Source organism: Marinospirillum alkaliphilum DSM 21637 (assembly GCF_900119735.1).
GTDB classification, from domain to species: domain Bacteria; phylum Pseudomonadota; class Gammaproteobacteria; order Pseudomonadales; family Halomonadaceae; genus Marinospirillum; species Marinospirillum alkaliphilum.
This window is the reverse complement of sequence record NZ_FPJW01000003.1, coordinates 180,865-204,985: the sequence shown is the minus strand read 5'-3', so window position 1 is coordinate 204,985 and position 24,121 is coordinate 180,865. Positions and strand designations below refer to the sequence as shown.

Sequence of the window (24,121 nt, the reverse complement as noted above, 5' to 3'; positions counted from 1 at the left end):
ACACGGTATGACTCATCAAACAACCACCTGTCCTTACTGTGGCGTCGGCTGCGGCATCCGGGCCAGAACTGGCGGAGGCCAGTTGTTGGCGGTTGCCGGTGACCCTGGCCATCCCGCCAATCATGGTCGCCTGTGCATCAAGGGCAGCAGCCTGCCGGAAACCTGCAATCCGGAAGGACGGCTGCTGCAACCCCGGGTGGATGGACAGTCAACCGACTGGAATACAGCCCTGGACACCACCGCCTCCCGCCTGCAACGGATACTGCAGCAACATGGCCCCGGCAGTTTGGCCATGTACCTGTCCGGTCAGCTGCTGACCGAAGACTATTATGTTGCCAACAAACTGATGAAAGGTTTTATCGGCAGCAGCCATGTGGATACCAACTCACGCCTGTGCATGGCTTCCACAGTGGCGGGTCACAAGCGCGCTTTTGGTGCTGATGCAGTGCCAGGCTGTTATGAAGATCTGGAACTGGCTGATCTGCTGGTGTTGGTCGGCTCCAATGCTGCCTGGAATCACCCGATTCTTTATCAACGCATGCAGGCAGCCAAACAGGCTCGCCCGGAAATGAAAGTGGTGGTCATTGATCCCCGTCGCACCGCCACCTGTGATCTGGCTGATTTGCACCTGCAACTGCGTCCCGGTACCGATGCGCTGCTGTTTAATGCCCTGCTGGTGCATTTGGCAGAAGGTGGCAAACTGGATCACGCCTTCATCAGTGATCATACCGAAGGAATGACCCATACCCTGCTGGCAGCGATGGAAGAAGCAGCTGACCTTTCAAAGGTGGCATCCAGATGCGGCTTGAAACTCCCGCAACTGCTGCAGTTTCTGGATTGGTTTGCCGAAACACCCCGCACCGTGACGCTTTTTTCCCAGGGCATCAACCAGTCCAGCAGCGGCACCGACAAGGTGAATGCCATCCTCAACTGTCACCTTGCCACCGGGCGTATTGGCAAACCCGGCAGTTGCCCACTATCCCTGACTGGTCAACCTAATGCCATGGGTGGCCGTGAAGTGGGCGGACTGGCCAATCAACTGGCAGCCCACATGGACTTCAGTGACCCGGTGAATATCTCACGGGTTGCTCGTTTCTGGCAGGCACCGGCAATTGCAAAACAGGAGGGTTATAAAACAATCCCCCTGTTTGAAGCCATCGAGCGCGGTGAAATCAAGGCCGTCTGGATCATCGGAACCAACCCACTGGTCAGCCTGCCGGACAGCAATCGCATCCGCAAGGCACTGGCTGATTGTGAGCTGGTGATTGTTTCAGAAGCCATGCAACACACCGATACACTGGCGCTGGCAGACATCGTTTTTCCGGCCAGCAGCTGGTCAGAAAAAAATGGCACAGTGACCAATTCCGAGCGCCGCATTTCACGTCAGAGGGGGTTGTTGCCTGCTCCGGGTGAAGCACGCCATGACTGGGAAATCATCTGCCAGCTGGCAATGCGCCTGGGGCATGGTGCTGCTTTTGCCTACCGTCACCCGGCAGAAATCTTTCGTGAACATGCAACACTTTCCGGCTTTGAAAACAACGGCAGTCGCTGCTTTGACATCAGCGGCTTAAGCCAGTTGAGTGATGAAGCCTACGACCAGTTGCAACCGGTGCAGTGGCCGGTGACCCAGCAGCACCCGTTAGGCACTGCTCGCCTGTTTGCGGATGGTCAGTTTTTCACTGCATCCGGCAAGGCCCGCTTTGTTGCCGTGCATGCCCGTGAACCGGAGCAACAGACCAGTGCTGACTGGCCGCTGCTGCTGAACACCGGGCGCATCAGAGACCAGTGGCACACCATGACTCGCACGGGTCGCGCCCCCAGATTGATGCAACACCTGAGCGAACCCTTTGTTGACATCCACCCGCAGGATGCCGAGCAACTGCAGTTAAAGGAAGGACAGCTGGCCAGGCTGAGTAATCCGGAAGGCTCTTATCTGGCTCGCACCCGCATTCGGGACAGCCAACGCCCCGGTGAGGTGTTTGTGCCCATGCACTGGACAGCACAATTCACTGGTATGGGCCTGTGCAACAGCCTGATTCAGCAGCGTGTTGATCCGGTTTCCGGTCAACCGGAATCCAAACAGGGGCGAGTCAGCATCCAGCCGGTCAACAGCCAGTGGCAGGCGCGACTGCTGCTGCGCCTGCCCCATCAATCGACACAGGGCCCGGATGACTTGATTGGAGTATTGATCAGTGACTTGATTGATGGCAGGACTGCTGACTGGGCCAGCTACTGGGCAAAAGTCCCCATGGAGCACTGCACGGCGCTGCTGCTGGCCAATGATCAACCGGTGCACGACTGGAACGACTGGTGCCGCCGACACCTCGGCCAGGCACCGCAGTTGCTGTTGCAGACACCGGGTCAGTCTGGTGGGTTGCAGGCTGCCGGCTTTGATGGCGAACAACTGAACTGGTTACTGCAGGTGAATCCTGAAGGTCAGTTCACTGATTCAACTCGACTGGACCGACTGTTTGCCAAAAGTGGCCTCAGTGCTGCCGACCGTCGCCTGCTGATGCAGCCAGACTCCGGTCATGCCAGTGGCCCACGCATCTGCAGTTGCCTGCAGGTGCATGAACAGGATATCCGTACTGCCATTCGTTCCGGTTGTGACTCAGTCGAGCAACTGGGCCAACAACTGGGTTGTGGCACCAAGTGTGGTTCCTGCATTCCAGAATTAAAATCCCTGATTGAAGCGGAGGTGTCCCATGGGTTCCCTGCCCTGGCCTGAATTTGAACGCCCACTCGGATCGCTGGCACTGGTTGGTGCCGGACCTGGTGACCCGGAGCTGATCACCCGCAAAGGCTGGCGACTGCTGATGGATGCTGACGTGGTGGTTTATGATGCGCTGGTCAGTGATGCCCTGCTGCAGGAATTGCCGGCCACTGCCCGACGCCTTTATGTCGGCAAGCGTAAAGGGCAGCACTCCATGCCTCAGCCAGTGATCTGTCAGTTGCTGGTGGATCTGGCACGTCAGGGCTTGCAGGTGGTGCGTCTGAAGGGGGGTGACCCGCTGATTTTTGGTCGCCTGACCGAAGAAACCACGGCACTGTCCCAGGCGGGTATTCCCTGGCAGATAGTACCCGGTATTACTGCTGCCGCTGGTTGTGCTGCACACTGTGGTTTTTCACTGACCGAACGTGGTAAGGCACCTCGTTTGCGCCTGATCACCGCCCAGTCTTGTGATGATCGCCCAATTGACTGGGCTGATCTGGCTCGCAAGGATGAAACCCTGGTGTTTTACATGGGGCTGGCACAGGTCGAAATGATCAGCAAACAGCTGCAATACCATGGTTTACCGGCAGACTGGCCGGTGCTGCTGGTGGAAAAAGGCACCCAGCCGGAACATCGCCAGATACGCTGTTGCCTGGGTGACATGCTGGCTACTGTGCAGGAACAACAACTGCAAACCCCAACCTTGATTTATGTTGGGCAGGTAGTGGCAGAAGTGGTTTCATCGCAACTGATGGAGCCGGTTAATTTTCAGTTTATGTCTGCCTGACTCCAACCCTGCCTCCCTTGACTATAGTGAACTTCAGACAAGGGAGGCTTCATGAACACTTCAGCGCGGACTACCGAAGCACCAGACTACTGCATAGCGTTACAACCCATCTGCAACCGCAAAAAGCAGCATGTTGCGGATGAGCTGCTTTATCGCTCCAGCCAACTATCAAGCAGTTCTCACTTTTCTGATCCGATGGTTGCCACCGCACGCTCAATCACTACAGCGATGTATGAAATCGGGCTGGATCAGTTGGTGGGGCGGCGCACACTGTTTTTTAATGCACCCAACCAGTGGCTGGACAAGCCGGAGCTGCTACCGCCCAAACAGGAACGCCTGGTCATTGAGGTGCAGAATGATGTACGGATTGATCGCAAACTGATCAACAATCTGGAGCAGTTGAAAAACCAGGGTTATATGCTGGCACTGGACCACTTCCAATTATCGGATACTACACGCCCACTGCTGGATCTGGCCGATATCATCAAGATTGATTTGATCACCAGCAGCCCGGAGCAACTGGACCTGAGCGCCTATGACCGCAGCAGAACGAAACTGCTGGCGGAAAGAATCGAGAACCCAGGCACCTTTGATTATTGCCTGCAATTGGGTTTTGATTATTTCCAGGGGTTTTTTCTCGCCCGACCAGCCTCGGTAAATGGCTCAGATAAACATCGCAGCAACAACCAGAATGCTGAAATACGTATTCTGCGTGAACTACAAGAGCAAGAACCCAGTTACGCCAAGCTGGAAGAGTATCTAGCCCAGGACCCTCAGCTCTGCTTATTGCTCATGCGTTATATCAACTCTTCTGCAGTCCGCAACAAACAAACCATCACCAACATACGCCAGGCCTTGAGCATGATGGGATTAGACCGGATGCGCAGCCTGGTAATGACATTGATGCTGGCAGGTACTGGAGCCGGCAATCGCCTGCTGATGTTGATGACACTGACTCGTGCAGCCATGTGCAGAAAACTGAGTGAAGGCATGCACCTGGATGCCAGTAGTGCTTTTATGCTTGGCATGTTGTCACGCATGGATGCTTTTATGGCAATGCCCATGGATAAACTGTTGCGGGAAATCCCATTAGACCCAGCCCTGGCATCCGCGCTGTTACAACGAGAAGGGGACTATGGCAAGTTGCTGAAACTGGTGGAAGCCTTCGAAAACGGCGCATTGGAAAAGAAATCCGTTGCTCTGACCGGCAAACTTAACCAGGTGTATCTGAGTAGCCGCAGTTGGGCCAATGAGCTGATGGAACAAGTAAGCTGATCAGGCCTCTGAGGCCTGCATGCGCCGTGACAAGTGAGCACCAAACAGCAGGCCAAAAGCCAGGCTCGGGCCTAACATCAGGATACCGTAGATCACCGGTGGTACCGACATTTGGGCATTACCCAACACCATTAGGGTCACCACCAAGGCTGTACCACCATTCTGTACACCCACTTCCAAGCCGATGGTGATCTGACGCTGAGCATCCTGTTGCCACAGGCGCGCCCACAACCAACCCGCCAGCAAGGCCACACAGTTCATCAGCAGCACGGCGGGAGCCGTGGCGACCAGAAACGCTGGCATACGCTCCCAGTGTTTACTGCTGATCGCCACAATCACCAGCAACAGAAAAGCAAACGACAAGGGTTTTAAAGCTTGTGTGGCACGCCCAGCCAAGGTTGGCCAGTTGGACGCCACCAGCATACCCAGCAAAATGGGAAACAAAGACACCAGCATCAGTTGTGCCCAGGTACGCAGCAGAGGCAGTTCAATGTCCGCCGACTGCCCCAGCCAGTGGCTGATGGCCAGTGCTGACAACACCGGCAGGGTAAAGGGAATGATCAGACTGGTGATGGCGGTCAGGGTCACGGACAGGGCCACATCACCCCGACTGAGAAAGGTCATCAGATTGGAGGTGGCACCGCTGGGTGCAAAAGCAAGCACCATCAGACCCACCGCAAACACCGGCTCAGGATCAAACACCCATATGGCCAGCAAGGCAGCAAGGGGTGGCAGCAGGAACTGCCCGGAAAGACCCGTCAACACTGCAGCAGGAGCCTGACGCACCCGCATGAAGTCATTCACTGACAGGGTCATTCCCATACCCAGCATGATCAGGAACAGGGCGGCAGGCAGTAATACTGTCAGCAACAAATCCTGTCCCATGCTTCAAGCCTCAGTTGTCATCGCCCAGGTCTTCAATCTCATCCACAACCTGAGCCAACAGCGGTGCCTGGTCGTCCAGATCAAAAACCATAAAGGAGGGTTCGACTTCAATGAACGCATCAAACAGTGCCCGATCCAGCTGATCTGGCCACAGGCGTGTGTCTTCTTCCCAGGACAGCAGCTCATTTTCGAGGATGTCCAGATAACGTTCATCCAGCAACGTTTCCAGCGAGTCTTCATCCTCCAGTTCAGGCACCAGATAGGTGGTGGCTTCCTGGTTGACGTCTTCCAGGCTGACCTGTTCCTCGCCACTGGCATCCAGACTGTTGATCCAGTCCACAAAGGGCTGGGTTAAACGAACACTGATGGCAGAGCGGTTGAGCATTTTCATGGTGAATCTCCGGGGGATGACTGCGGCGCATTATGCTCACTTCCAGTGCGGAAACCAAGGGATCAACCCCGGTTTCCGCAGGAAACGATCAGTTGTTGCTGTGCAAGGCTTCGTTCAGCTCAATGGCAGATCGGTTGGCCAGGCATTCAATACGACCAGTCTGGGAATTGCGGCGGAACAGCAAATCGTCCTGATTGGCCAGTGCACGAGCGGCCACCACACTGACCTCCTTGCCCTGATCATCCAGCAGGGTGATCTTGCTGCCGGAAGTGACATACAGGCCAGACTCCACGGTGCAGCGATCACCCAGCGGGATACCAATACCGGCATTGGCACCAATCAGGCACTTTTCACCGACCGAAATCACGATGTTACCACCACCGGACAGGGTGCCCATGGTGGAGCAACCACCGCCCAGATCAGAACCGGCACCCACAAACACACCGGCGCTGATGCGGCCTTCGATCATGTTGGGGCCTTCCGTACCGGCATTAAAGTTAACAAAACCTTCATGCATGATGGTGGTGCCTTCACCCAGATAAGCACCCAGGCGCACCCGTGCAGTATCCGCAATGCGCACTCCGGCAGGCACCACGTAATCACACATGCGCGGGAACTTGTCGACACTTTCCACGGTGAGAATCTTGCCATCCATACGTGCCAGTAACTGGCGCTGTGGCAGTTCCTCCAGATCAATGGCACCGTCGCTGGTCCAGGCCACGTTTTTCAGCAGACCAAAAGCACCGGTGAGGTTCACACCATGAGGTTTCACCAGACGATGTGACAGCAGGTGCAGCTTCAGGTACACCTCCGGCACACTGGCCGGATCAGTATCGGTGGCCAGTAATGTAATCACCAGCGGGCGGTGACTGCGCTTCATCTGCTGGGCAATCATTGCCAGATCATGATGATTGGCGGCATCCAGCGCTTCGGACAGGGCATCCAGGCGATCCGGGGTGATGTTGCAAGCCTGGTTGCCACCTTCATAACCACAGTTATCAATTAAAGCCTGGGTCAGGTCTGCATCAGGGTTGAGCACCGGACGCGGGTAATAAACTTCCAGCCATTCGCTCTTCAGGTTGTAGGTGCCTACACCAAAACCGCAGGCAAAAAGTTGGGGAGTGCTCATCTTGGCTTCCTCATGGTTTATTCAGTATTCATTTCAGCGTCTGCTGCCATTGCTCGGGGTCAAAACCCACCAGTAGCTGATGACCGGTATCCAGTACCGGGCGTTTGATCAGGCTGGGATTGGCCTGCATCAGGCGGATCGCCGCAGTGGCATCCAGGTCCTGACGCTCAGCTTCCGGCAATTTGCGCCAGGTGGTGCCACGGCGGTTAACCAGTGTTTCCCAGCCAGTCTGATCGACCCACTGCTGCAGGGTGGAGGCATCAATGCCGGCTTTTTTGTAGTCATGAAAGTGATGCTCCAGTTGCTGCTCTTGCAGCCACTGGCGCGCTTTTTTCATGGTGTCGCAGTTGGGGATTCCGTAAAGAGTCAGCATTTTAACCTTTTTCTCAACAGCCTGCTTCAATAAACCGGCGCATGCGTTGCGCCCCTTCTATGCATTCATCCAGCTCAGCCACCAGCGCAATGCGAATGCGACCAACAGCCGGATTATGACCATCCACTTCACGCGACAGGTAACGGCCCGGCAATACCCCCAGGTTCTGGGTTTCCAGCAAACGACGGGTGAACACTTCATCGTCAATGGGTGTCACCGGCCAGAGGTAAAAACCGGCATCCGGGCGCTGCACATCCATCACCGGTTTCAGTATTTCCAGCACCGCATCAAATTTGGCTCGGTAAAAGTTGCGATTCGCCTGCACATGGCTTTCATCTTGCCAGGCCGCCACGGAAGCCACCTGATGATGCAACGGCATGGCACAGCCGTGGTAGGTGCGATATTTCAGGAAGGCCTGAATCAGGCGCTCATCACCGGCCACAAAACCGGAGCGCAGCCCTGGCAGGTTGGAGCGCTTGGACAGCGAATGAAACACCAGGCAACGACTGAAATCATGGCGACCACTTTCTTCACAAGCCTGCAGCAACCCCGGTGGCGGGTTTTGTTCATCAAAATAAATTTCCGAATAACATTCGTCGGCACAGATGACAAAATCATGTTCATCGGCCAGCTGCAGTAGTTTTTTCTGTTGCTCCAGTGACAACAACGCACCAGTCGGGTTACCTGGTGAGCAGATGAACACCAGTTGGGTGTCACGCCAGACTTCGGCAGGCACCTGACTGAAATCCGGCTGAAAACCCTGCTCGGCTTCACAATTGAGGTAATGGGCCTGGGCACCGGCCAGCAGTGCCGCACCCTCGTAAATCTGATAAAAAGGATTGGGCATCACCACCCGTGCCGGACGAGACGCATCGACCAGTGCCTGCACGATGGCAAATAACGCTTCACGAGTGCCATTCACCGGCAACACCTGGCGCTCCGGGTCCAGACGCGACTGCACCAGACCAAAACGCCGCGCACACCAGTCAGCAATGGCTTGACGCAAGGGTGCTTCGCCTTTGGTGGCCGGGTATTTACTGACACCTTCCAGGGCATCACGCAGGGCATCCAGCACCAGTTGGGGAGCCGCATGCTGGGGTTCACCAATGGTGAAGGCAATGCGTTTCAAATCTGCTGGTGGAGTAACACCGGCCGTCAGTACGGCCAGTTTTTCAAACGGATAGGGGTGCAACTTGTCCAGGAAAGGATTCATGAAAGTGCTCTTGCTGGGTTCTGAAATGGGATTCAGCCACTGCGGCCGATGGCATAACTGCCTTTATAGCCAGGTTCACGTACCTGGCGATCCAGTTCTTCACAGATGCGTGCCTGTAACCGCTGGCACAACACCGGATCGGACAGCGGGCTGCCGTCCTGCTGGGTAATGAAAAACACGTCCTCCACCCGCTCACCGAGGGTAGCAATCTTGGCATTCTGCAGCCACAGGTTAAATTCGACAAAAATACGACCGATGCGGGCCAGCAGTCCGGGGCGATCCGGTGCAATCACCTCCACCAGGGTTCGCAGATTGCTCGGATCATTGCTGATGTACACCTGAGTTGGCATGGTGAAGTATTTTAACTGGCGCGGCGTGTGGTGCTGCACCAGAGCTGGAAAATCTTCGGGGTTTTTCAGGGTGGTGATCAGCTCCTGGCGAATTTCTTCCAGACGCTCCGCGGCACGAGGCACCTGACCATCCTGCTCCAGCACGATCAGGGTGTTCAAGGTGAATCCCTGCCGACTGGTGGAAATGCGCGCATCATGAATCGACAGTCCCAGACGATCCATGGTTGCGGCAGTGGCCGCAAAACCAAAGGCGGCATCGCGGGCATGAATGAACACCTTGGTGCCCCCTTCCCGCATGTCATCGGTGGGGGCCGCCACCAGCACCAGCGGTTCACTGCTGCCAGCATGTGCCAGAATGCCCTGGGTATGCCAAGCCACTTCACTGGGTGCATCCTGCAGGAAATAGTCTTCATCCAGGGTGGCCCACAGGGCCTGTACCTGCTCCAGATCCACCCCCATCACCCGCAGGATGGACAGTGCCTGCTGCTGGGTTTCTTCCACCCATTCAGCCGGATCAATCGGATTCTCCAGACCACGGCGAAAGGCACGGGTGGTTTCGGTGTAGAGCTGATTTAATAAAGCTGCCCGCCAGCCGTTCCAGAGGGTTGGATTGGTGGCATTAATGTCTGCAACCGTCAGCACATAAAGGTAGTCCAGGTGCACCTGGTCACCCACCCTTTCAGCAAAATGGCGAATCACATCCGGATCAGACAAGTCCTGCTTCTGGGCGGTCATCGACATCAGCAGGTGATGCTCTATCAACCAGCAAATCAGATGGGTATCCCGCTTTGACAACTGGTGCCTTTCACAGAACAGCAGGGCATCCTTGGCACCCAGTTCGGAGTGATCGCCACCACGCCCCTTGCCAAGATCGTGATACAGGCCAGCCAGCCAGAGAATCTCTAACTTAGGTAGCTGATGGACCAATCCAGCCGCCAGCGGAAAGTCTTTTTCACAACCCTCCTGGCGGAAGCGCTGCATAAAACGCAACAACCGCAGGGTATGGGCATCCACGGTGTAGACGTGAAACAGATCATGCTGGGTCAGGCCCACAGCATGACCGAACTCCGGCAGGTAACGTCCCAGCATGCCGTAACGACTCATGCGCGTCAGTTGCAGCGCCACATCACCAGAAGAACGCAACAACTCCATAAATAGACTGCTGGCCCGCAAGTCACGGCGGAAGGCTTCATCAATCAAGTGACGATGATCCCGCAGGGCACGAATGGTGTTGGCACGCACCCCCTCAATTTCCGAGTGTTCCGCCATCAGCAGAAAGACTTCAATCAGTGCAAAGGGATGCTGTTCAAACACCTCATCACCCAGATGCTCAATCAGGCCATTGCGAATCTGAAAGCGCCGATTGATGGGGGTGATCTGCTGTTCTTCATCCTTTTTCAGCAGCACTTCCTCAAAATGCTGCAGCAGCACGTCATTCAGCTCGGTCAGGGTGGTGACCACCCGGAAATAACGCTTCATGAACTGTTCAACGGCCAGACGCTTGTCGGTATCCAGATAACCAAACAGCACCGCCAGTTGCCGCTGATAATCAAACAGCAGGCGGTCCTCGGCCCGCCCGGAGATCATGTGCAGGGCATAACGCACCTGCCACAGAAAACACTGCCCCTGCTCCAGAATGCGCATTTCGGTTTCGGTCAGAAAACCTTCCGCCAGCAGGTCCTGCAGGGAAGTGGCGTTAAAGTGGCGCTTGGCCACCCAGCCAATCATCTGGATATCACGCAACCCACCCGGAGAACTCTTGATGTTGGGTTCCAGGCTGTATTCGCTGTTATTGAACTTGTAATGACGGGTGATCTGTTCCTGCCACTTGGCCTCAAAGAATTTTGCCGAAGGCCACATGCACTCGGTGCTCAGCCGCTGCACCATCTCCTTGCGCAGGGCATCACTACCGACCAGGGTACGGTTTTCCAGCAGGTTGGTGGCCACAGTGATGTCGGCCCGAGCTTCACGCTCACAGTCGGCCAGCGAGCGAACACTGTGCCCGACATCCAGTTTGATGTCCCAAAGGCAGGTAATGAAGTCAGACAACAACTGACGATAACGGGTGTCATCGTCGTCCTTGAGCAGGATCAGCAGGTCAATATCAGATTTTGGATGCAGCTCACCGCGCCCATACCCCCCCACTGCCAGCAATGCAATGCGCTGATCCGGCCAGTCGAACAACTGCCAGATGCAAGCCAGCAACTGATCCATGGCCCAGGCCCGGCCATAAATCAGATCACGAATGTCGGCACCGTCATAAAAAGCCTGATCCAGTCGTTGATTGATCAGACCCAGCGCCTGCTTCAGCAATAAAATACGGGTTTTCGGGCTGTCCAGCAGTTGCTGTTGCAGGCGATCAAAGTCATACAGGGACACATCGGGTCTGAACTGATAATTGACACTCATGGTTCTGCCTCGCTATCAACCAGACTCCACCAATCAGGCCGACTGCTCTATCAAAAGGGTTCTTCGCTACGTCGGGTCAGTACTTCCACACCTGTTTCAGTCACCAGCAGGGTATGCTCCCACTGAGCAGAAAGACTATGATCCTTGGTCACCACCGTCCAACCATCCTTCAACAGTTTGCAGTGGCGTTTACCGGCATTAATCATGGGCTCGATGGTAAAACACATGCCTGCTGCCAGTGCAATGTCACTGCGTGGTGAATAACCGTCATAATGCAGCACCTGCGGATCCTCATGGAAGACCTTGCCGATACCATGGCCGCAGTACTCCTGCACCACCGAAAAGCGTTCACGATCGGCCATCTGCTGAATGGTGCGACCAATTTCTGACAACCGGGTGCCCGGCTTGACCAGCGCAATGGCAGCATAAAGTGCTTCACGAGTGAACTCGGTTAAACGACGCGCCATAATGGAAGGTTCTCCGATGTAAAACATCTTGCTGGTATCACCGTGATATCCATCCTTGATCACCGTGATATCAATATTAACGATGTCACCCTTTTTCAGCAGCTTGTTCTCATCCGGAATGCCGTGACAGATCACATGATTCACTGAAGTGCAGATGGACTTCGGAAAACCGTGGTAATTCAGTGGCGCAGGGATAGCCTGCTGTACCTCGGTAATATACCGATGGCAGATATCGTTCAACTCACCTGTCGTGATACCCGGCTGCACATAGGGCTCAATCATCTCCAGCACTTCAGCAGCCAAACGGCCAGCCACGCGCATTTTTTCAATTTCGTCAGGTGTCTTGATCTGGACATTCATTCAGGAAAACTCTTTCGGGATAGTCAGCCACAATAAAACGGGCTTTATGTCAGAGCCGGACTATGCTATAAAGTGCGCGCTCAAAATCAACCACGAAGGATACGGCAAGGGCAAGCCAATGGCAAACCCGCTAAAGGCCTTGAGTTTGTACTGATTTTGGCAAAAAACGCACACTTCATGTGCAATTCAACGTCACACATATACCGGCACAGCTCGTCTGGGTGCCCGCTGGCCTTTTCAGACTGACGGGTTGACGACTGGGGTATATGGAGGCTTAACCCGAACTATCGGAGCAATATTCATGGCACAAGTATCCATGCGCGACCTGCTGCAGGCAGGTGCACACTTTGGTCACCAGACTCGTTACTGGAACCCGAAAATGGGCAAGTACATTTTCGGTGCCCGCAACAAGATTCACATCATCAACCTGGAAAAAACCGTTCCTGCACTGAACGAAGCCATCAGCTTTGTTGAGAAGCTGGCCGGTGGCAAAAACAAAATTCTGTTTGTTGGCACCAAGCGCGCCGCTGCCAAGGTTATCCGCGAAGAAGCCGAAAAAGTAGGTATGCCCTACGTCAACCATCGCTGGCTGGGCGGTATGCTGACCAACTACAAGACTATTCGTCAGTCCATCCGTCGCCTGCGTGATCTGGAAACCCAGCAGCAGGACGGTACCTTTGACAAGCTGACCAAAAAAGAAGTGCTGATGAACCAGCGCGAAATGGAAAAGCTTGAGCGCTCCATCGGCGGCATCAAAAACATGGGCGGCCTGCCAGATGCGCTGTTTGTGGTTGATGTAGACCATGAGCGCCTGGCCATCAACGAAGCCAACAAACTGGGCATCCCGGTCATTGGCATTGTTGACACCAACTCCAACCCGGACGGCGTTGACTTTGTCATCCCCGGTAACGACGATGCCATCCGCGCCGTTCAGCTGTATGTTCGCTCCATTGCTGCTGCTTGCGGCAAAGCCCGCGAAAACGCTGGCGACGAGCTGGTGGAAGTGGCTGAAGAGTCCGCCGAGTAATCCTGTCGTCACCTGCCTGAAAAACTTTTCAGGCAGGTTTTCATTTCCCGGTTGCTGCCTTGCACCACCCTCGGCCTGAATCTGAAGCCCGATTGCTGAAGAACAGCGCAGCAACCCAGAGCAACTTCAACATTCAAGGGGTAAGTCATGGCAGCAATTAGCGCCTCCCAGGTAAAAGAACTTCGTGAACGCACCGGTCTGGCTATGATGGAGTGCAAAAAAGCACTGCAGGAAGCTGACGGTGACATCGAGCTGGCAATTGAAAACCTGCGTAAATCTTCTGGCCTGAAAGCCGCCAAGAAAGCTGGCCGTATCGCCGCTGAAGGTGCCATCGCTACGCGTGTTGCCGCTGACGGCAGCTACGGTGTAATGGTTGAAGTGAACTCCGAAACCGACTTCGTTGCCCGTGACGAAAACTTCCTGGGCTTTGTTGGTCAGGTTGCAGACAAGCTGCTGGCAACCCGCGAAACGGATGTTGCTGCACTGACTGCTGGCGAGCTGGAATCTGCTCGTGAAGCCCTGGTGCAGAAAATCGGTGAAAACATTACTGTACGTCGTGCCGCCCTGGTTGAAGGTGCCGTGGTGGGTGAGTACGTTCACGGTGGCCGCATTGGTGTACTGACCGTTCTGAAGGGTGCCAACACCGACACCGCCAAAGACGTTGCCATGCACGTTGCTGCTGTTAACCCACGCGTTTGCAAACCGGAAGACATGCCCCAGGAAGTGCTGGATAAAGAGCGTGAAATCATCCTGGCTCAGCCTGACATGGCTGGCAAGCCTGCCGAAATTGCTGAAAAAATGGTTGGTGGCCGCATCAAGAAGTTCCTGGCTGAAAACAGCCTGAGCGAACAGGCTTTCATCAAAAACCCCGACCAGACCGTTGCAGCCTTTGTCAAAGCTGCCGGTGGCGAACTGATCAGCTTCCAGCGTTTTGAAGTGGGTGAAGGCATCGAAAAAGAAGAAGTCGACTTCGCTGCCGAAGTTGCTGCCCAGGCTGCTGGTCGCTAAGATCCATCCTGCCCCTCTTCAGGCTGATTCAATGCCTGAAGCCCACAAAAACGTGCTGGGCCTTCCCAGCACGTTTTTGTGCAACTGAAACTCGGAAAACTGCATCCCCAACGGAGACTGGCCCATGGGTAACACTGATCGTAATGCCAAATACAAACGCATCCTACTGAAGCTCAGCGGTGAAGCACTGATGGGCGATCAGGAGTTCGGCATTGATCCCAAGGTGCTGGATCGCATGGCACTGGAAATCGGCCAACTGGTTGGCATTGGTGTTCAGGTGGGCATGGTAATCGGTGGTGGTAACCTGTTTCGTGGCGCAGCACTCAGTGCCGCTGGCATGGAGCGGGTGACGGGTGATCACATGGGCATGCTGGCTACCGTGATGAATGGCCTGGCCATGCGTGATGCACTGGAACGCACCAACATTCGTACCCGAGTGATGTCTGCCATCCCGATGAGCGGCGTAGTGGAACACTATGACCGCCGCACTGCCATCCGTTACCTGACCTCCGGTGATGTGGTGATTTTTTCCGCCGGCACTGGCAACCCCTTTTTCACCACTGACTCAGCAGCCTGTTTACGCGGCATTGAAATTGATGCCGATGTGGTGATCAAAGCCACCAAGGTTGATGGTGTTTACAACAAAGACCCTGTTAAACACTCTGATGCAGTAAAATATGACCGCTTGAGTTACGACGAAGCCCTGGACAAAAAACTGGAAGTGATGGATCTGACCGCCATCTGTCTGGTTCGCGACCAATGCATGCCGGTACGTGTTTTTAACATGAACAAACCCGGAGCCCTGCTGAACCTGGTCGTTGGTGGCCAGGAAGGTACACTGATCGATCAGGGTGAAGACTGAGGATTATCGGCCTGCAATTAACCGGTTTAACAGCAACTTCTCTGACATGAGGCAGCAACAGTGATCAACGAAATCCGTAAAGATGCGCAAGAGCGCATGGACAAAAGCCTTGAATCCCTGCAGGGTGCATTCAACAAAATCCGCACCGGCCGCGCTCATCCGAGCATCCTTGATACCGTGCGGGTTGACTATTATGGCAGCGAAGTACCCATCAGCCAGGTTGCCAACATCAACGTGGAAGATAATCGCACGCTGGTGGTCATCCCCTGGGAAAAAAACATGGTCCCCGCCGTTGAAAAGGCCATCATGAAATCCGATCTGGGGCTGAACCCCAACACGGCCGGCAGCAACATTCGTGTTCCCATGCCTGCACTGACGGAAGAAACCCGCAAAGGTTATATCAAACAGGCCAAGGCAGAAGCCGAGCACGCCCGTGTGGCCATTCGCAACATTCGTCGCGACGCCAACACCCAGTTAAAAGCACTACTGAAAGACAAGGAAATCAGTGAAGACGAAGAACGCCGTGCACAGGACGACATCCAGAAGCTGACTGACAAACACATTGCTGATATTGACAAGGCCCTGACGACCAAAGAAGAAGATCTGATGCAGATCTGACCTGGTTGAACCTGAGCCAATGTCGCGCAAAGAGGGTCTTTACCCACTATTGGAACAGCGCCCCCAGCATGTTGCCATCATCATGGATGGCAACAACCGCTGGGCCAGTCAACGCCACCTACCCAGCCTGGCAGGACACAAGGCCGGAGTGGATGCGGTGCGTGCTGTTATTGAAATTGCCCTGCGCCAGCAGATCCCAACACTGACCCTGTTTGCCTTTTCCAGTGAAAACTGGAAAAGACCGGAAGAAGAAGTTGAAGGCCTGATGGAGTTGTTCAACTGGGCACTGAGGCGCGAAACACGGCGACTGAATAAACATCAGGTACGTCTGAATATTGTGGGTGACCGCACAGGCTTCTCAACCGAATTACAACAATTGATGCAGGATGCCGAAACGGCTACCGGCCACAACACTCGCCTGACCTTGAATATCGCCGCCAACTATGGTGGGCGCTGGGACATTCTGCAGGCCAGCCGCAAGCTGGCCATTGCTGTAGCGAAAGGTGAGCAGGCGGCTGATGCCATCAATGAAGCTTCCCTGCAGCAGTTTTTATGCCTGCATGAGTTTCCGGAGCCGGATCTTTGTATTCGCACCAGTGGTGAACAGCGCCTGAGCAACTTTCTGTTATGGCAACTGGCTTACTCTGAGTTGGTATTTGTTGATACCTACTGGCCTGACTTTCGACAGCAGGCGTTTTATGAAACCCTCCAGGTGTTTGCCCAACGCCAACGGCGTTTTGGTGGGCGTGAAAACACAACGCCATAAACAACCCAATCAAAGAACCGGATGGCTGCCCTATGCTGAAACAGAGAATCATCACTGCCCTGCTGCTTGCCCCGCTGGCTTTGTGGGGCTTGTTTGGTCTGGAAGGTCAGGCTTTTGCCCTTTTCACCGGGGTGGTGATTGGTATTGCAGCCTGGGAGTGGGCGCGACTGTCGGGGCTTCAACGCGTTGGCCAGGTTGTATTTCCCGGCACCGTCCTGGTGATGTTATTCACAGCCTGGCAACAGCCTCACTTACTGCATCAAGCACTATGGCTGGGGTTAGCCTGGTGGGCTTTGGCACTTTTTTTTGTGATCACCTACCCCCGCACTGCCACGTTATGGCGCTGTTCTTCCCGCCGGATATTCATGGGGTTGTTTGTGCTGATTCCAGCCTGGGCCGGTTTTGTACTGCTGCGTGAACAAGGCTGGTTCTGGTTACTCTATGTGCTGCTGATTGCCTGGGTTGCTGATATTTTTGCTTACTTTGCCGGACGCGCTTTTGGCAAACACAAACTGGCACCGGCAGTCAGTCCCGGTAAATCCTGGGAAGGCGTTGCCGGTGGTCTGGTCGGCACCAGCCTGTTGGCACTGCTGGCCAGTTTCTGGCAAAACTTCGGCATATCCCAATTTCTGCTTTTACTCCTGATCACCCTGGTCATCACCGCAGTATCGGTATTGGGTGATCTGACCGAAAGCCTGGTTAAACGCGAATCCGGCATGAAAGACTCCAGCAACCTGCTGCCTGGTCATGGTGGCTTTATGGATCGCATCGACAGCCTGACTTCTGCTGTACCCTTGTTTGCACTGCTGTTGCTTAACCTTGCCGGTGACCTGCTGTGATACGTGTCACCTTACTGGGTGCCACAGGCTCCATTGGCCAGTCCACACTGGATGTGCTGGCGCGCAATTCAGAAGCCTACCAACTGGTCGGTGTATCGGGCCATCAGCGACTGCAGGAATTACTGGATATTTGCATCCGCTTCCAACCCTTTTACGCCAGTGTACCGGAAGCCGCTGCAAATCCTTTTCAGCAACAACTGCGCGACGCCGGATGCCGTACAGAGGTTCTGGCTGGCCCAGCAGGGCTGGAGCAGCTGGCTGCAGAACCCGGTAGCGATCTGGTGGTGGCAGCCATTGTCGGTGCTGCTGGATTACTGCCCACCCTGGCAGCAGTAAAAGCTGGCAAACGCATTCTACTGGCCAACAAGGAAGCGCTGGTGATGTCTGGCGCACTGTTCATGGATGCAGTTCAACAGCACGGTGCAACCCTGCTGCCGGTAGACTCTGAACACAACGCCATTTTCCAGTGCCTGCCCGATCACTTCGCCTCACAGGGACTGGCAGGCAGTGGTGTTGAACGTCTGCTACTGACCGCATCCGGTGGTCCTTTCCGGGGCTGGAGTCGTGAACAACTGCAATCCGTGACCCCGGCTCAGGCAGTGGCCCATCCCAACTGGTCCATGGGACAGAAAATCTCGGTGGATTCTGCCACCCTGATGAATAAAGGGCTGGAACTGATTGAAGCCTGCTGGCTGTTCAACCTGCCACCATCCCGGATTGATGTTGTGATCCATCCACAAAGCATCATCCACTCCATGGTCAGTTACCGTGATGGCAGTGTTCTGGCACAACTCGGCAATCCAGACATGCGCACCCCGATTGCCCATGCCCTGGCCTGGCCTGAGCGTATCCATGCCGGCGTATCGCCGCTGGATCTGGTGAAATACGGCACCCTGAGTTTTGAGGCGCCCGATGAGGCTGCCTTCCCTTGCCTGCGCCTGGCCCGTGAAGCTTTCCAGGCCGGTGGTACCGCGCCCGCTATCCTTAATGCCGCCAACGAAGTGGCTGTCACTGCCTTTTTAGAACGGCGCATTGGTTTTTTACAGATCCCGGAAACCCTTGAACGGGTATTGCAGCTGAGTAAAGTTTGCCCGGCAAACGATCTGCAACTTCTGCTGTCAGAAGATCAGCTTGCGCGGCAACTGGCCCGGCAGATCATCGAACAGTTCCATTAAATTCCGGAGTTTAGTCTTTAGCCATGGATTTTTTGCATACCCTCGTTGCGCTGATTGTTACCCTTGGCGTACTCATTACTTTCCATGAATTCGGTCACTTCTGGGTGGCCCGTCGCTGTGGTGTGAAAGTGCTGCGTTTTTCCGTCGGTTTCGGCAAACCCCTGCTGCGCTGGCATGACCGTCAGGGTACCGAGTATGTGATTGCTGCACTGCCACTGGGCGGTTATGTAAAAATGCTGGATGAGCGCGAAGGGGAAGTGCCACCAGAGCTATTGGCACAGTCGTTTAATCGCAAACCTGTCGGGCAGCGTTTTGCGATTGTTGCCGCTGGCCCCCTGGCTAATTTTCTATTGGCCATTCTGGCTTATTGGCTGCTGTTTGTTGTTGGTACCCAGGTGCCCGCACCCCTGGTTGGTCAGGTTCAACAGTCTTCCGCCGCAGCCGAAGCCGGTTTGCGGGCTGGTGATGAAATTCTTCGTGTTAATGGGCGTGACACGCCCAGCTGGCAAGCCGTCGGACTGGGTCTGTTATCAAACATGGGAGAAACCACCCGCATCACACTGGATGTTCGTAACCGTGACGAACTGCATGAACGCAGCCTGCAGCTTCAAGTGGAGCGTTTTTTATCCGGACAGAGTGAACCCGATCCGCTGGGCAGTCTCGGCATTCAACCCTGGCGCCCGGACATTGAGCCCATTCTGGGCAGTATCCAGACAGGCGGGGCAGCAGATCGTGCCGGCTTACGCCCGGGTGATCATATTCTGGCCGTTGACAGCCAACCCATCGCCCACTGGCAGGCTCTGGTTGACCGGTTACAGGCCAGTCCCGGACAGCAAATCGAGCTGGAGCTGGAGCGTGGCAGTGAATACCTCCGAATTCCCGTCACTCCCGGTATTCGGCAACTGGATGACGGCCGCGAAGTTGGTTTTATCGGTGCTGGCGTGCAGATGCCAGAATGGCCTGCCGAGTTATTGAGGGAGCAGCGTTTTGGTCCGCTGGAATCCATCTGGCGCGCCACCGAAAAAACCGCCGAAATGAGCTGGTTAACAGTGACCTCCATCGGCAAGATGATCACTGGCCTGATCAGCCCGACCAATCTGTCCGGACCGATCACCATTGCCCGAGTCGCCAGCGACTCAGCTCGCTCCGGCTGGGAAAGCTTCATCACTTTTCTGGCTTATGTCAGCATCAGTCTGGCAATCCTGAATCTGCTGCCGATTCCTGTACTGGATGGTGGCCATCTGGTGTTTTATGCCATTGAAGCCATACGTGGCCGCCCGGTATCGGAACGGACCCAGGAAATGGCAACCAGGGTTGGACTCGCCTTGTTAGGCACCCTGATGATCATGGCATTTTACTTTGATATTCTGAGGCTCTGACCCGCACGGCTTGATGCAGCACTTGTTCTGCTGCAACCCTATACATTATTGTTGGCAGCTTCACTGAAAACGGATACTGAACAGCGTGAAATTTCGCAACTCCCTGATTGCCTGTTACCTGATGACCTCCCTGCTGCTGGCAGTCGGCATCACCCCGGCGCTGAGCAATCAAGCACCCACCTTCACCATCGAAGACTTACGCATTGAAGGTCTGCAGCGGGTTTCCCCCGGGCGGGTTTTTGCTGAGCTGCCATTACAACCGGATGATCCCGTTTCACTGGAGCAGGTGACCCAGGCCAGTAAAAGCCTGTTTGCCACCGGCCTGTTTGATGACGTCCGCGTTTATGAAGATCGTGGGCAGTTGGTTGTTCAGCTGCGTGAGCGCCCCACACTGCAAAGGCTTGAAATTGAAGGCAACAAAAAGGTTTCCACTGAAGATCTGAAAAAAGGCCTGACTCAGGCTGGACTGGAAGAAGGCCAGATTTTCCAGCGATCCACTCTGGATCAGATCAAGCTGGAACTGCAGCGCATGTACCATGCGCAGGGGCGCTATAACGCCCAGATTGAAAGCAGAGTTGAGAGTCTGCCCCGCAACCAGGTGACTGTTCACCTGGATATCAACGAGGGCAGCGTAGCCACCATTCGCCGCATCAACATCGTTGGCAACCAGGCGTTTGATAATGACACATTAATCAAACGCCTGGAGCAGCAGGAAGATCGTGGCTGGACCCTGTTCTCGTCAGCTGAACAGTATTCACGTGAAAAGCTTGCCGGTGACCTGGAGCGTCTGCGCTCCTGGTACCTGGATCGGGGTTACCTGCGCTTTAACATTGAGTCCACACAGGTTTCCATCAGTCCTGACAAGCAGGATATCTATATCACCATTAATATCCATGAAGGTGAACAATACACGGTAGCCGATGTTGAACTGGCCGGTGAGTTAATTCTTGAGCAAGACGAGTTAATGCCGTTGATCCAGTTAAAGTCAGGAGACACCTTCTCACGCAGTGCCATGACATCCTCCAGTGAACGCATCCGCAGCCGGTTGGGTGGCGAAGGCTACACCTTTGCAGAAGTGGTTTCCCGCCCCGACATCGATGATGAGAAACGTGAAGTCAGCCTGACCTTTTTTGTCGATCCCGGGCGCCGCAGTTATGTCCGCCAGATCACCTTCCGGGGCAATACCAGCACGCGTGATGAAGTACTGAGGCGTGAAATGCTGCAGATGGAAGGTGCCTCTGCCAACACTGATTTAATTCAGGCATCCAAACAGCGCCTGGAGCGGCTGGGCTATTTCAGTACGGTTAACGTTGAAACCCTGCCGGTGGCTGACAGCCCGGACTTGATTGATGTGAACTACACGGTTGAGGAGCAGCCCTCAGGCTCCATTTCTGCCAGCATCGGTTACTCTCAGGCCAGTGGTTTTGTTTATGGTGCAGCTTTAGCACAACGTAACTTCCTGGGGACAGGCAATACTGTCAGCCTTGCAGCCAACAAAAGTAACTTCCGTACCAGTTACAACTTCTCTTACCTGAACCCCTATTACACCATTGATGGTGTTTCCAGAGGCTTCAACCTGTTTTACCGCGAAACCGACTACGATGCCTTCACCGGCGTGGCCAGTTACGCAACCGACGCTTACGGCGGCAATGTCACCTATGGTTATCCGATCAGTCGTGACACCCGTGTCAGCTTGTCCTTAGGCTTTGATGACACCACCGTCAAATCCGTTCGCAATGCGGACGGAGCACTGATTAATGAAATTCGTGAATTTGAAGAAAACTACGGTACAGAGTTCAAGAATTACAAGGTCACCGGACGCTGGACTCAAAACCGCCTGAATCGTGGCATTCTTGCCACCGCTGGCAGCTATCAACAAGTCAGTCTGGAGGTGGCCGTACCTGAATCGGATTATGAGTTCTACAAACTCAACTATCGTGGCCAGCGTTATTTCCCTCTGGGTAACGAGTTTTCACTGAAGTTCAGGACTGATCTGGGTTATGGTGGTGGTTTAAGGGACTTTGACCGCCTGCCCTTTTATGAACACTACTACGCTGGTGGCCTCAGTTCTGTGCGCGGCTTCCGCACCAACAGCCTGGGGCAGACCAGCAGTGAAGGAACAAACTCCACACGTAATGCCTTTGGTGGCAATATCCTGATTGAAGGTTCAGCTGAACTGATTTTCCCGCTGCCCTTCATTGAAGATCAACGCAGTTTACAAACCAGTCTGTTCTTTGATGCCGGTAGCGTATTCACAGATAACTGCTATGAAAGCAGCGTTAACTGTAATGAAGGGATAGACTTTGACGAATTGCGCTATTCCATGGGTGTTAATCTGACCTGGTTAACCGCCATTGGACCCTTGTCTTTCAGTCTGTCTCGACCCCTGAAAAAACAATCGGGTGACCAGACTGAAGTCTTCCAGTTCTCCATTGGACAAACCTTTTAACGATCAAGGAGCTTTAACATGAAACGCATGCCTATTTCCATGCTGGCCTTACTGGCCCTGCTGGTGCTGCCTGGACTGGCTCTGGCTGAACAGCCACAGCGTATTGCCGTGCTGGACTGGCAGGCTGCCTTGATGGAATCGGAAAAAGTACGCAACGACATGCAGCAGGCCGAGCGCCAACTCAGCAATGAGCAAGCCCGTGTCCGTCAGTTGGCTGAAGAAGGTCGCGGCCTGCAGGAGCGGATGCAGCGCGATGGATCCATCATGAGTGAAACCGAGCGCCGCCAGTTGCAGCAGCAGATGGAGCAAAAGCTGCAAGAATACCAGCTGACTCGCAATCGCTTACAGCAACAGCAACAGGAACTGCGCCAGGAAATCATCAATCGTCATCGCCCGGCACTGGAAAGAGCTGTCAACGAACTGCTGCAACAACACAACATTGATATTCTGCTGGATCGTGGTGCTGTTGCCTTTGCCAAGCCCCAGTATGATTTAACACCTGCAGTGGCCGAAAAACTCAACGCTCAGGAATGATGCGCAATGACTTGTTTTACTCTTGGGCAGCTGGCTGAGCATCTTGGCGCTGAATTACGCGGTGATGCCTCATGCCAGATCCGTGGGCTGGCCAGTCTTGAAAAGGCAGGTCCGGATCAGATCAGCTTTCTCAGCAACCCCCGTTATGCAACCTACCTGGCACAAAGTCGAGCAGCTGCCGTGCTGCTGAAGCCCGAACATGCTGAGACTTTTAAAGGTAATGCGCTACTGCTGAACAATCCCTATATCGGTTTTGCCCGTCTCAGCCAGCTGTTTGATGATCCACGTCCTGCTACAGGGTTGCGACATCCCACCGCGGTGATTGCCGAAGACGCACAGGTAGACCCAAGTGTTCATGTTGGCCCTGGCGCAGTGATTGAATCAGGTTGCGTGATAGCTGCCGGAGCAGTGATTGGTGCCCTGTCGGTGATTGGCAGTGGCTCAGTGATCGGCGAGAATACACTCCTTCACCCAAGGGTTACGCTTTATCGCAGAGTCCAGGTGGGCAAAAACTGTATCATTCACTCTGGTGCTGTGCTGGGTTGTGATGGTTATGGTTTTGCGCCAACCGGTGGCGACTGGGAAAAAATTGCCCAATTGGGCAACCTGATCATCGAGGACCAGGTGGAAATTGGTGCCAACACCAGTATTGATCGCGGAGCACTGGGTGATACCGTGATCCATCGTGATGTCAAAATTGACAACCTGGTGCACATCGCCCACAACGTTGAAGTAGGCGAACACACAGCCATCACTGCTTGTGTTGGTATAGCTGGATCAACCCGTATTGGTGCCAATTGCATGTTCGGTGGTAATTCCGGTATTGCCGGACACATCGAAATCTGTGATGGCGTACAGGTCACTGGCATGGGTATGGTCACCGGCTCTATTAATGAACCCGGTGTTTATTCATCGGGTACCGGGCTGCTGCCAGGTCATCAATGGCGAAAAAGTGCCGTACGCTTTCGTCAACTGGATGAAATACATCAGAAGGTCAGAGGACTGGAAAAGCAACTGGTCCAGCGAACTGACCCGGAATCAGAAAGTTAACAACTCTCCCGAAACTATCGGGAATTCGATCAAAACGCCAGACCCTTACCTGATTGGCGCTA

At 54.5% G+C, this 24,121-nt stretch carries 21 protein-coding genes; 14 read left to right on the top strand and 7 right to left on the bottom strand.

From position 1 onward, the window contains the following. Positions 1-7 precede the first annotated feature (7 nt). The 3 genes from BT114_RS06270 to BT114_RS06260 are packed head-to-tail and all read left to right on the top strand — an operon-like array spanning position 8 to position 4,775. Positions 8-2,728 (top strand): nitrate reductase, encoded by a 2,721-nt coding sequence (locus BT114_RS06270; protein ID WP_072325493.1) that lies wholly within the window; start codon positions 8-10, stop codon positions 2,726-2,728. After that, positions 2,706-3,500 carry a uroporphyrinogen-III C-methyltransferase gene (gene cobA, locus BT114_RS06265; RefSeq protein WP_072325492.1) on the top strand — a complete coding sequence of 265 codons (795 nt, stop codon included), beginning with the start codon at positions 2,706-2,708 and terminating at the stop codon, positions 3,498-3,500. The genes BT114_RS06270 and cobA overlap by 23 nt, the downstream gene beginning before the upstream one ends. Before the next feature lie 51 nt (positions 3,501-3,551). Continuing rightward, positions 3,552-4,775: an EAL and HDOD domain-containing protein gene (locus BT114_RS06260; protein ID WP_072325491.1), complete on the top strand. Its 1,224-nt coding sequence runs from the start codon at positions 3,552-3,554 to the stop codon at positions 4,773-4,775. Here BT114_RS06260 and BT114_RS06255 read toward each other — a convergent pair whose 3' ends face one another. From BT114_RS06255 to map, 7 genes are all read right to left on the bottom strand, one after another. Then, complete coding sequence (locus BT114_RS06255) at positions 4,776-5,660, bottom strand: bile acid:sodium symporter family protein (protein ID WP_072325490.1); 885 nt, start codon at positions 5,658-5,660, stop codon at positions 4,776-4,778. Between the two features lie 10 nt (positions 5,661-5,670). Beyond that, on the bottom strand, positions 5,671-6,051 hold the full coding sequence (locus tag BT114_RS06250; protein ID WP_072325489.1) for a hypothetical protein: 381 nt from the start codon (positions 6,049-6,051) through the stop codon (positions 5,671-5,673). An 88-nt stretch (positions 6,052-6,139) separates the two neighbouring features. Further along, positions 6,140-7,180: a 2,3,4,5-tetrahydropyridine-2,6-dicarboxylate N-succinyltransferase gene (gene dapD, locus BT114_RS06245; RefSeq protein WP_072325488.1), complete on the bottom strand. Its 1,041-nt coding sequence runs from the start codon at positions 7,178-7,180 to the stop codon at positions 6,140-6,142. Positions 7,181-7,208: 28 nt separating this feature from the next. Further along, positions 7,209-7,553: an ArsC family reductase gene (locus tag BT114_RS06240; RefSeq protein ID WP_072325487.1), complete on the bottom strand. Its 345-nt coding sequence runs from the start codon at positions 7,551-7,553 to the stop codon at positions 7,209-7,211. Positions 7,554-7,566: 13 nt separating this feature from the next. Continuing rightward, a complete protein-coding gene (gene dapC, locus BT114_RS06235; RefSeq protein WP_072325486.1) occupies positions 7,567-8,766 on the bottom strand; it encodes a succinyldiaminopimelate transaminase in 1,200 nt (399 codons plus the stop codon). 32 nt (positions 8,767-8,798) lie between these two features. Beyond that, positions 8,799-11,525 (bottom strand): [protein-PII] uridylyltransferase, encoded by a 2,727-nt coding sequence (locus BT114_RS06230; protein WP_072325485.1) that lies wholly within the window; start codon positions 11,523-11,525, stop codon positions 8,799-8,801. Positions 11,526-11,575: 50 nt separating this feature from the next. After that, the gene (gene map, locus BT114_RS06225; RefSeq protein ID WP_072325484.1) at positions 11,576-12,352 is read right to left on the bottom strand and encodes a type I methionyl aminopeptidase; all 777 of its coding nucleotides are present in this window, start codon (positions 12,350-12,352) and stop codon (positions 11,576-11,578) included. Between the two features lie 301 nt (positions 12,353-12,653). Here map and rpsB point away from each other — a divergent pair, with 301 nt between their 5' ends. From rpsB to lpxD, 11 genes are all read left to right on the top strand, one after another. Further along, complete coding sequence (gene rpsB, locus BT114_RS06220) at positions 12,654-13,379, top strand: 30S ribosomal protein S2 (RefSeq protein ID WP_072325483.1); 726 nt, start codon at positions 12,654-12,656, stop codon at positions 13,377-13,379. Positions 13,380-13,526: 147 nt separating this feature from the next. Beyond that, positions 13,527-14,387, top strand: coding sequence for a translation elongation factor Ts (gene tsf, locus BT114_RS06215; RefSeq protein WP_072325482.1), 861 nt, complete (start codon positions 13,527-13,529; stop codon positions 14,385-14,387). A 124-nt stretch (positions 14,388-14,511) separates the two neighbouring features. After that, positions 14,512-15,249, top strand: a complete 738-nt coding sequence (pyrH, locus tag BT114_RS06210) for a UMP kinase (RefSeq protein ID WP_072325481.1) — start codon at positions 14,512-14,514, stop codon at positions 15,247-15,249. A 60-nt stretch (positions 15,250-15,309) separates the two neighbouring features. Continuing rightward, entirely contained in the window at positions 15,310-15,867 is a 558-nt protein-coding gene (gene frr / locus BT114_RS06205) for a ribosome recycling factor (protein ID WP_072325480.1), read from the top strand. A gap of 19 nt (positions 15,868-15,886) precedes the next feature. Then, on the top strand, positions 15,887-16,633 hold the full coding sequence (gene uppS / locus BT114_RS06200; protein ID WP_072325479.1) for a polyprenyl diphosphate synthase: 747 nt from the start codon (positions 15,887-15,889) through the stop codon (positions 16,631-16,633). A 32-nt stretch (positions 16,634-16,665) separates the two neighbouring features. Continuing rightward, a complete protein-coding gene (locus BT114_RS06195) occupies positions 16,666-17,472 on the top strand; it encodes a phosphatidate cytidylyltransferase (RefSeq protein WP_072325478.1) in 807 nt (268 codons plus the stop codon). Further along, positions 17,469-18,647 (top strand): 1-deoxy-D-xylulose-5-phosphate reductoisomerase, encoded by a 1,179-nt coding sequence (gene ispC / locus BT114_RS06190; RefSeq protein WP_072325477.1) that lies wholly within the window; start codon positions 17,469-17,471, stop codon positions 18,645-18,647. Before BT114_RS06195 ends, ispC begins: the two co-directional genes overlap by 4 nt. A 23-nt stretch (positions 18,648-18,670) precedes the next feature. Then, positions 18,671-20,026 carry a sigma E protease regulator RseP gene (gene rseP, locus BT114_RS06185; protein ID WP_072325476.1) on the top strand — a complete coding sequence of 452 codons (1,356 nt, stop codon included), beginning with the start codon at positions 18,671-18,673 and terminating at the stop codon, positions 20,024-20,026. Between the two features lie 121 nt (positions 20,027-20,147). After that, positions 20,148-22,475 carry an outer membrane protein assembly factor BamA gene (bamA, locus tag BT114_RS06180; RefSeq protein WP_072325609.1) on the top strand — a complete coding sequence of 776 codons (2,328 nt, stop codon included), beginning with the start codon at positions 20,148-20,150 and terminating at the stop codon, positions 22,473-22,475. Positions 22,476-22,493: 18 nt separating this feature from the next. Further along, positions 22,494-23,009: an OmpH/Skp family outer membrane protein gene (locus tag BT114_RS06175; protein ID WP_072325475.1), complete on the top strand. Its 516-nt coding sequence runs from the start codon at positions 22,494-22,496 to the stop codon at positions 23,007-23,009. Positions 23,010-23,015: 6 nt separating this feature from the next. Beyond that, entirely contained in the window at positions 23,016-24,059 is a 1,044-nt protein-coding gene (lpxD, locus tag BT114_RS06170) for a UDP-3-O-(3-hydroxymyristoyl)glucosamine N-acyltransferase (protein WP_072325474.1), read from the top strand. Positions 24,060-24,121: the final 62 nt, after the last annotated feature.

Bases quoted from the DNA above. Each gene is read 5' to 3' on its own strand.
- pyrH (WP_072325481.1), top strand. From the start codon at position 14,512: ATGGGTAACACTGATCGTAATGCCAAATACAAACGCATCCTACTGAAG.
- rseP (WP_072325476.1), top strand. From the start codon at position 18,671: ATGGATTTTTTGCATACCCTCGTTGCGCTGATTGTTACCCTTGGCGTA.
- BT114_RS06270 (WP_072325493.1), top strand. From the start codon at position 8: ATGACTCATCAAACAACCACCTGTCCTTACTGTGGCGTCGGCTGCGGC.
- dapD (WP_072325488.1), bottom strand. From the start codon at position 7,180: ATGAGCACTCCCCAACTTTTTGCCTGCGGTTTTGGTGTAGGCACCTAC.
- BT114_RS06175 (WP_072325475.1), top strand. From the start codon at position 22,494: ATGAAACGCATGCCTATTTCCATGCTGGCCTTACTGGCCCTGCTGGTG.
- tsf (WP_072325482.1), top strand. From the start codon at position 13,527: ATGGCAGCAATTAGCGCCTCCCAGGTAAAAGAACTTCGTGAACGCACC.
- BT114_RS06250 (WP_072325489.1), bottom strand. From the start codon at position 6,051: ATGAAAATGCTCAACCGCTCTGCCATCAGTGTTCGTTTAACCCAGCCC.
- bamA (WP_072325609.1), top strand. From the start codon at position 20,148: ATGACCTCCCTGCTGCTGGCAGTCGGCATCACCCCGGCGCTGAGCAAT.
- BT114_RS06255 (WP_072325490.1), bottom strand. From the start codon at position 5,660: ATGGGACAGGATTTGTTGCTGACAGTATTACTGCCTGCCGCCCTGTTC.
- rpsB (WP_072325483.1), top strand. From the start codon at position 12,654: ATGGCACAAGTATCCATGCGCGACCTGCTGCAGGCAGGTGCACACTTT.
- uppS (WP_072325479.1), top strand. From the start codon at position 15,887: ATGTCGCGCAAAGAGGGTCTTTACCCACTATTGGAACAGCGCCCCCAG.
- BT114_RS06260 (WP_072325491.1), top strand. From the start codon at position 3,552: ATGAACACTTCAGCGCGGACTACCGAAGCACCAGACTACTGCATAGCG.
- cobA (WP_072325492.1), top strand. From the start codon at position 2,706: ATGGGTTCCCTGCCCTGGCCTGAATTTGAACGCCCACTCGGATCGCTG.
- BT114_RS06230 (WP_072325485.1), bottom strand. From the start codon at position 11,525: ATGAGTGTCAATTATCAGTTCAGACCCGATGTGTCCCTGTATGACTTT.
- BT114_RS06240 (WP_072325487.1), bottom strand. From the start codon at position 7,553: ATGCTGACTCTTTACGGAATCCCCAACTGCGACACCATGAAAAAAGCG.
- dapC (WP_072325486.1), bottom strand. From the start codon at position 8,766: ATGAATCCTTTCCTGGACAAGTTGCACCCCTATCCGTTTGAAAAACTG.
- lpxD (WP_072325474.1), top strand. From the start codon at position 23,016: ATGACTTGTTTTACTCTTGGGCAGCTGGCTGAGCATCTTGGCGCTGAA.
- map (WP_072325484.1), bottom strand. From the start codon at position 12,352: ATGAATGTCCAGATCAAGACACCTGACGAAATTGAAAAAATGCGCGTG.
- BT114_RS06195 (WP_072325478.1), top strand. From the start codon at position 16,666: ATGCTGAAACAGAGAATCATCACTGCCCTGCTGCTTGCCCCGCTGGCT.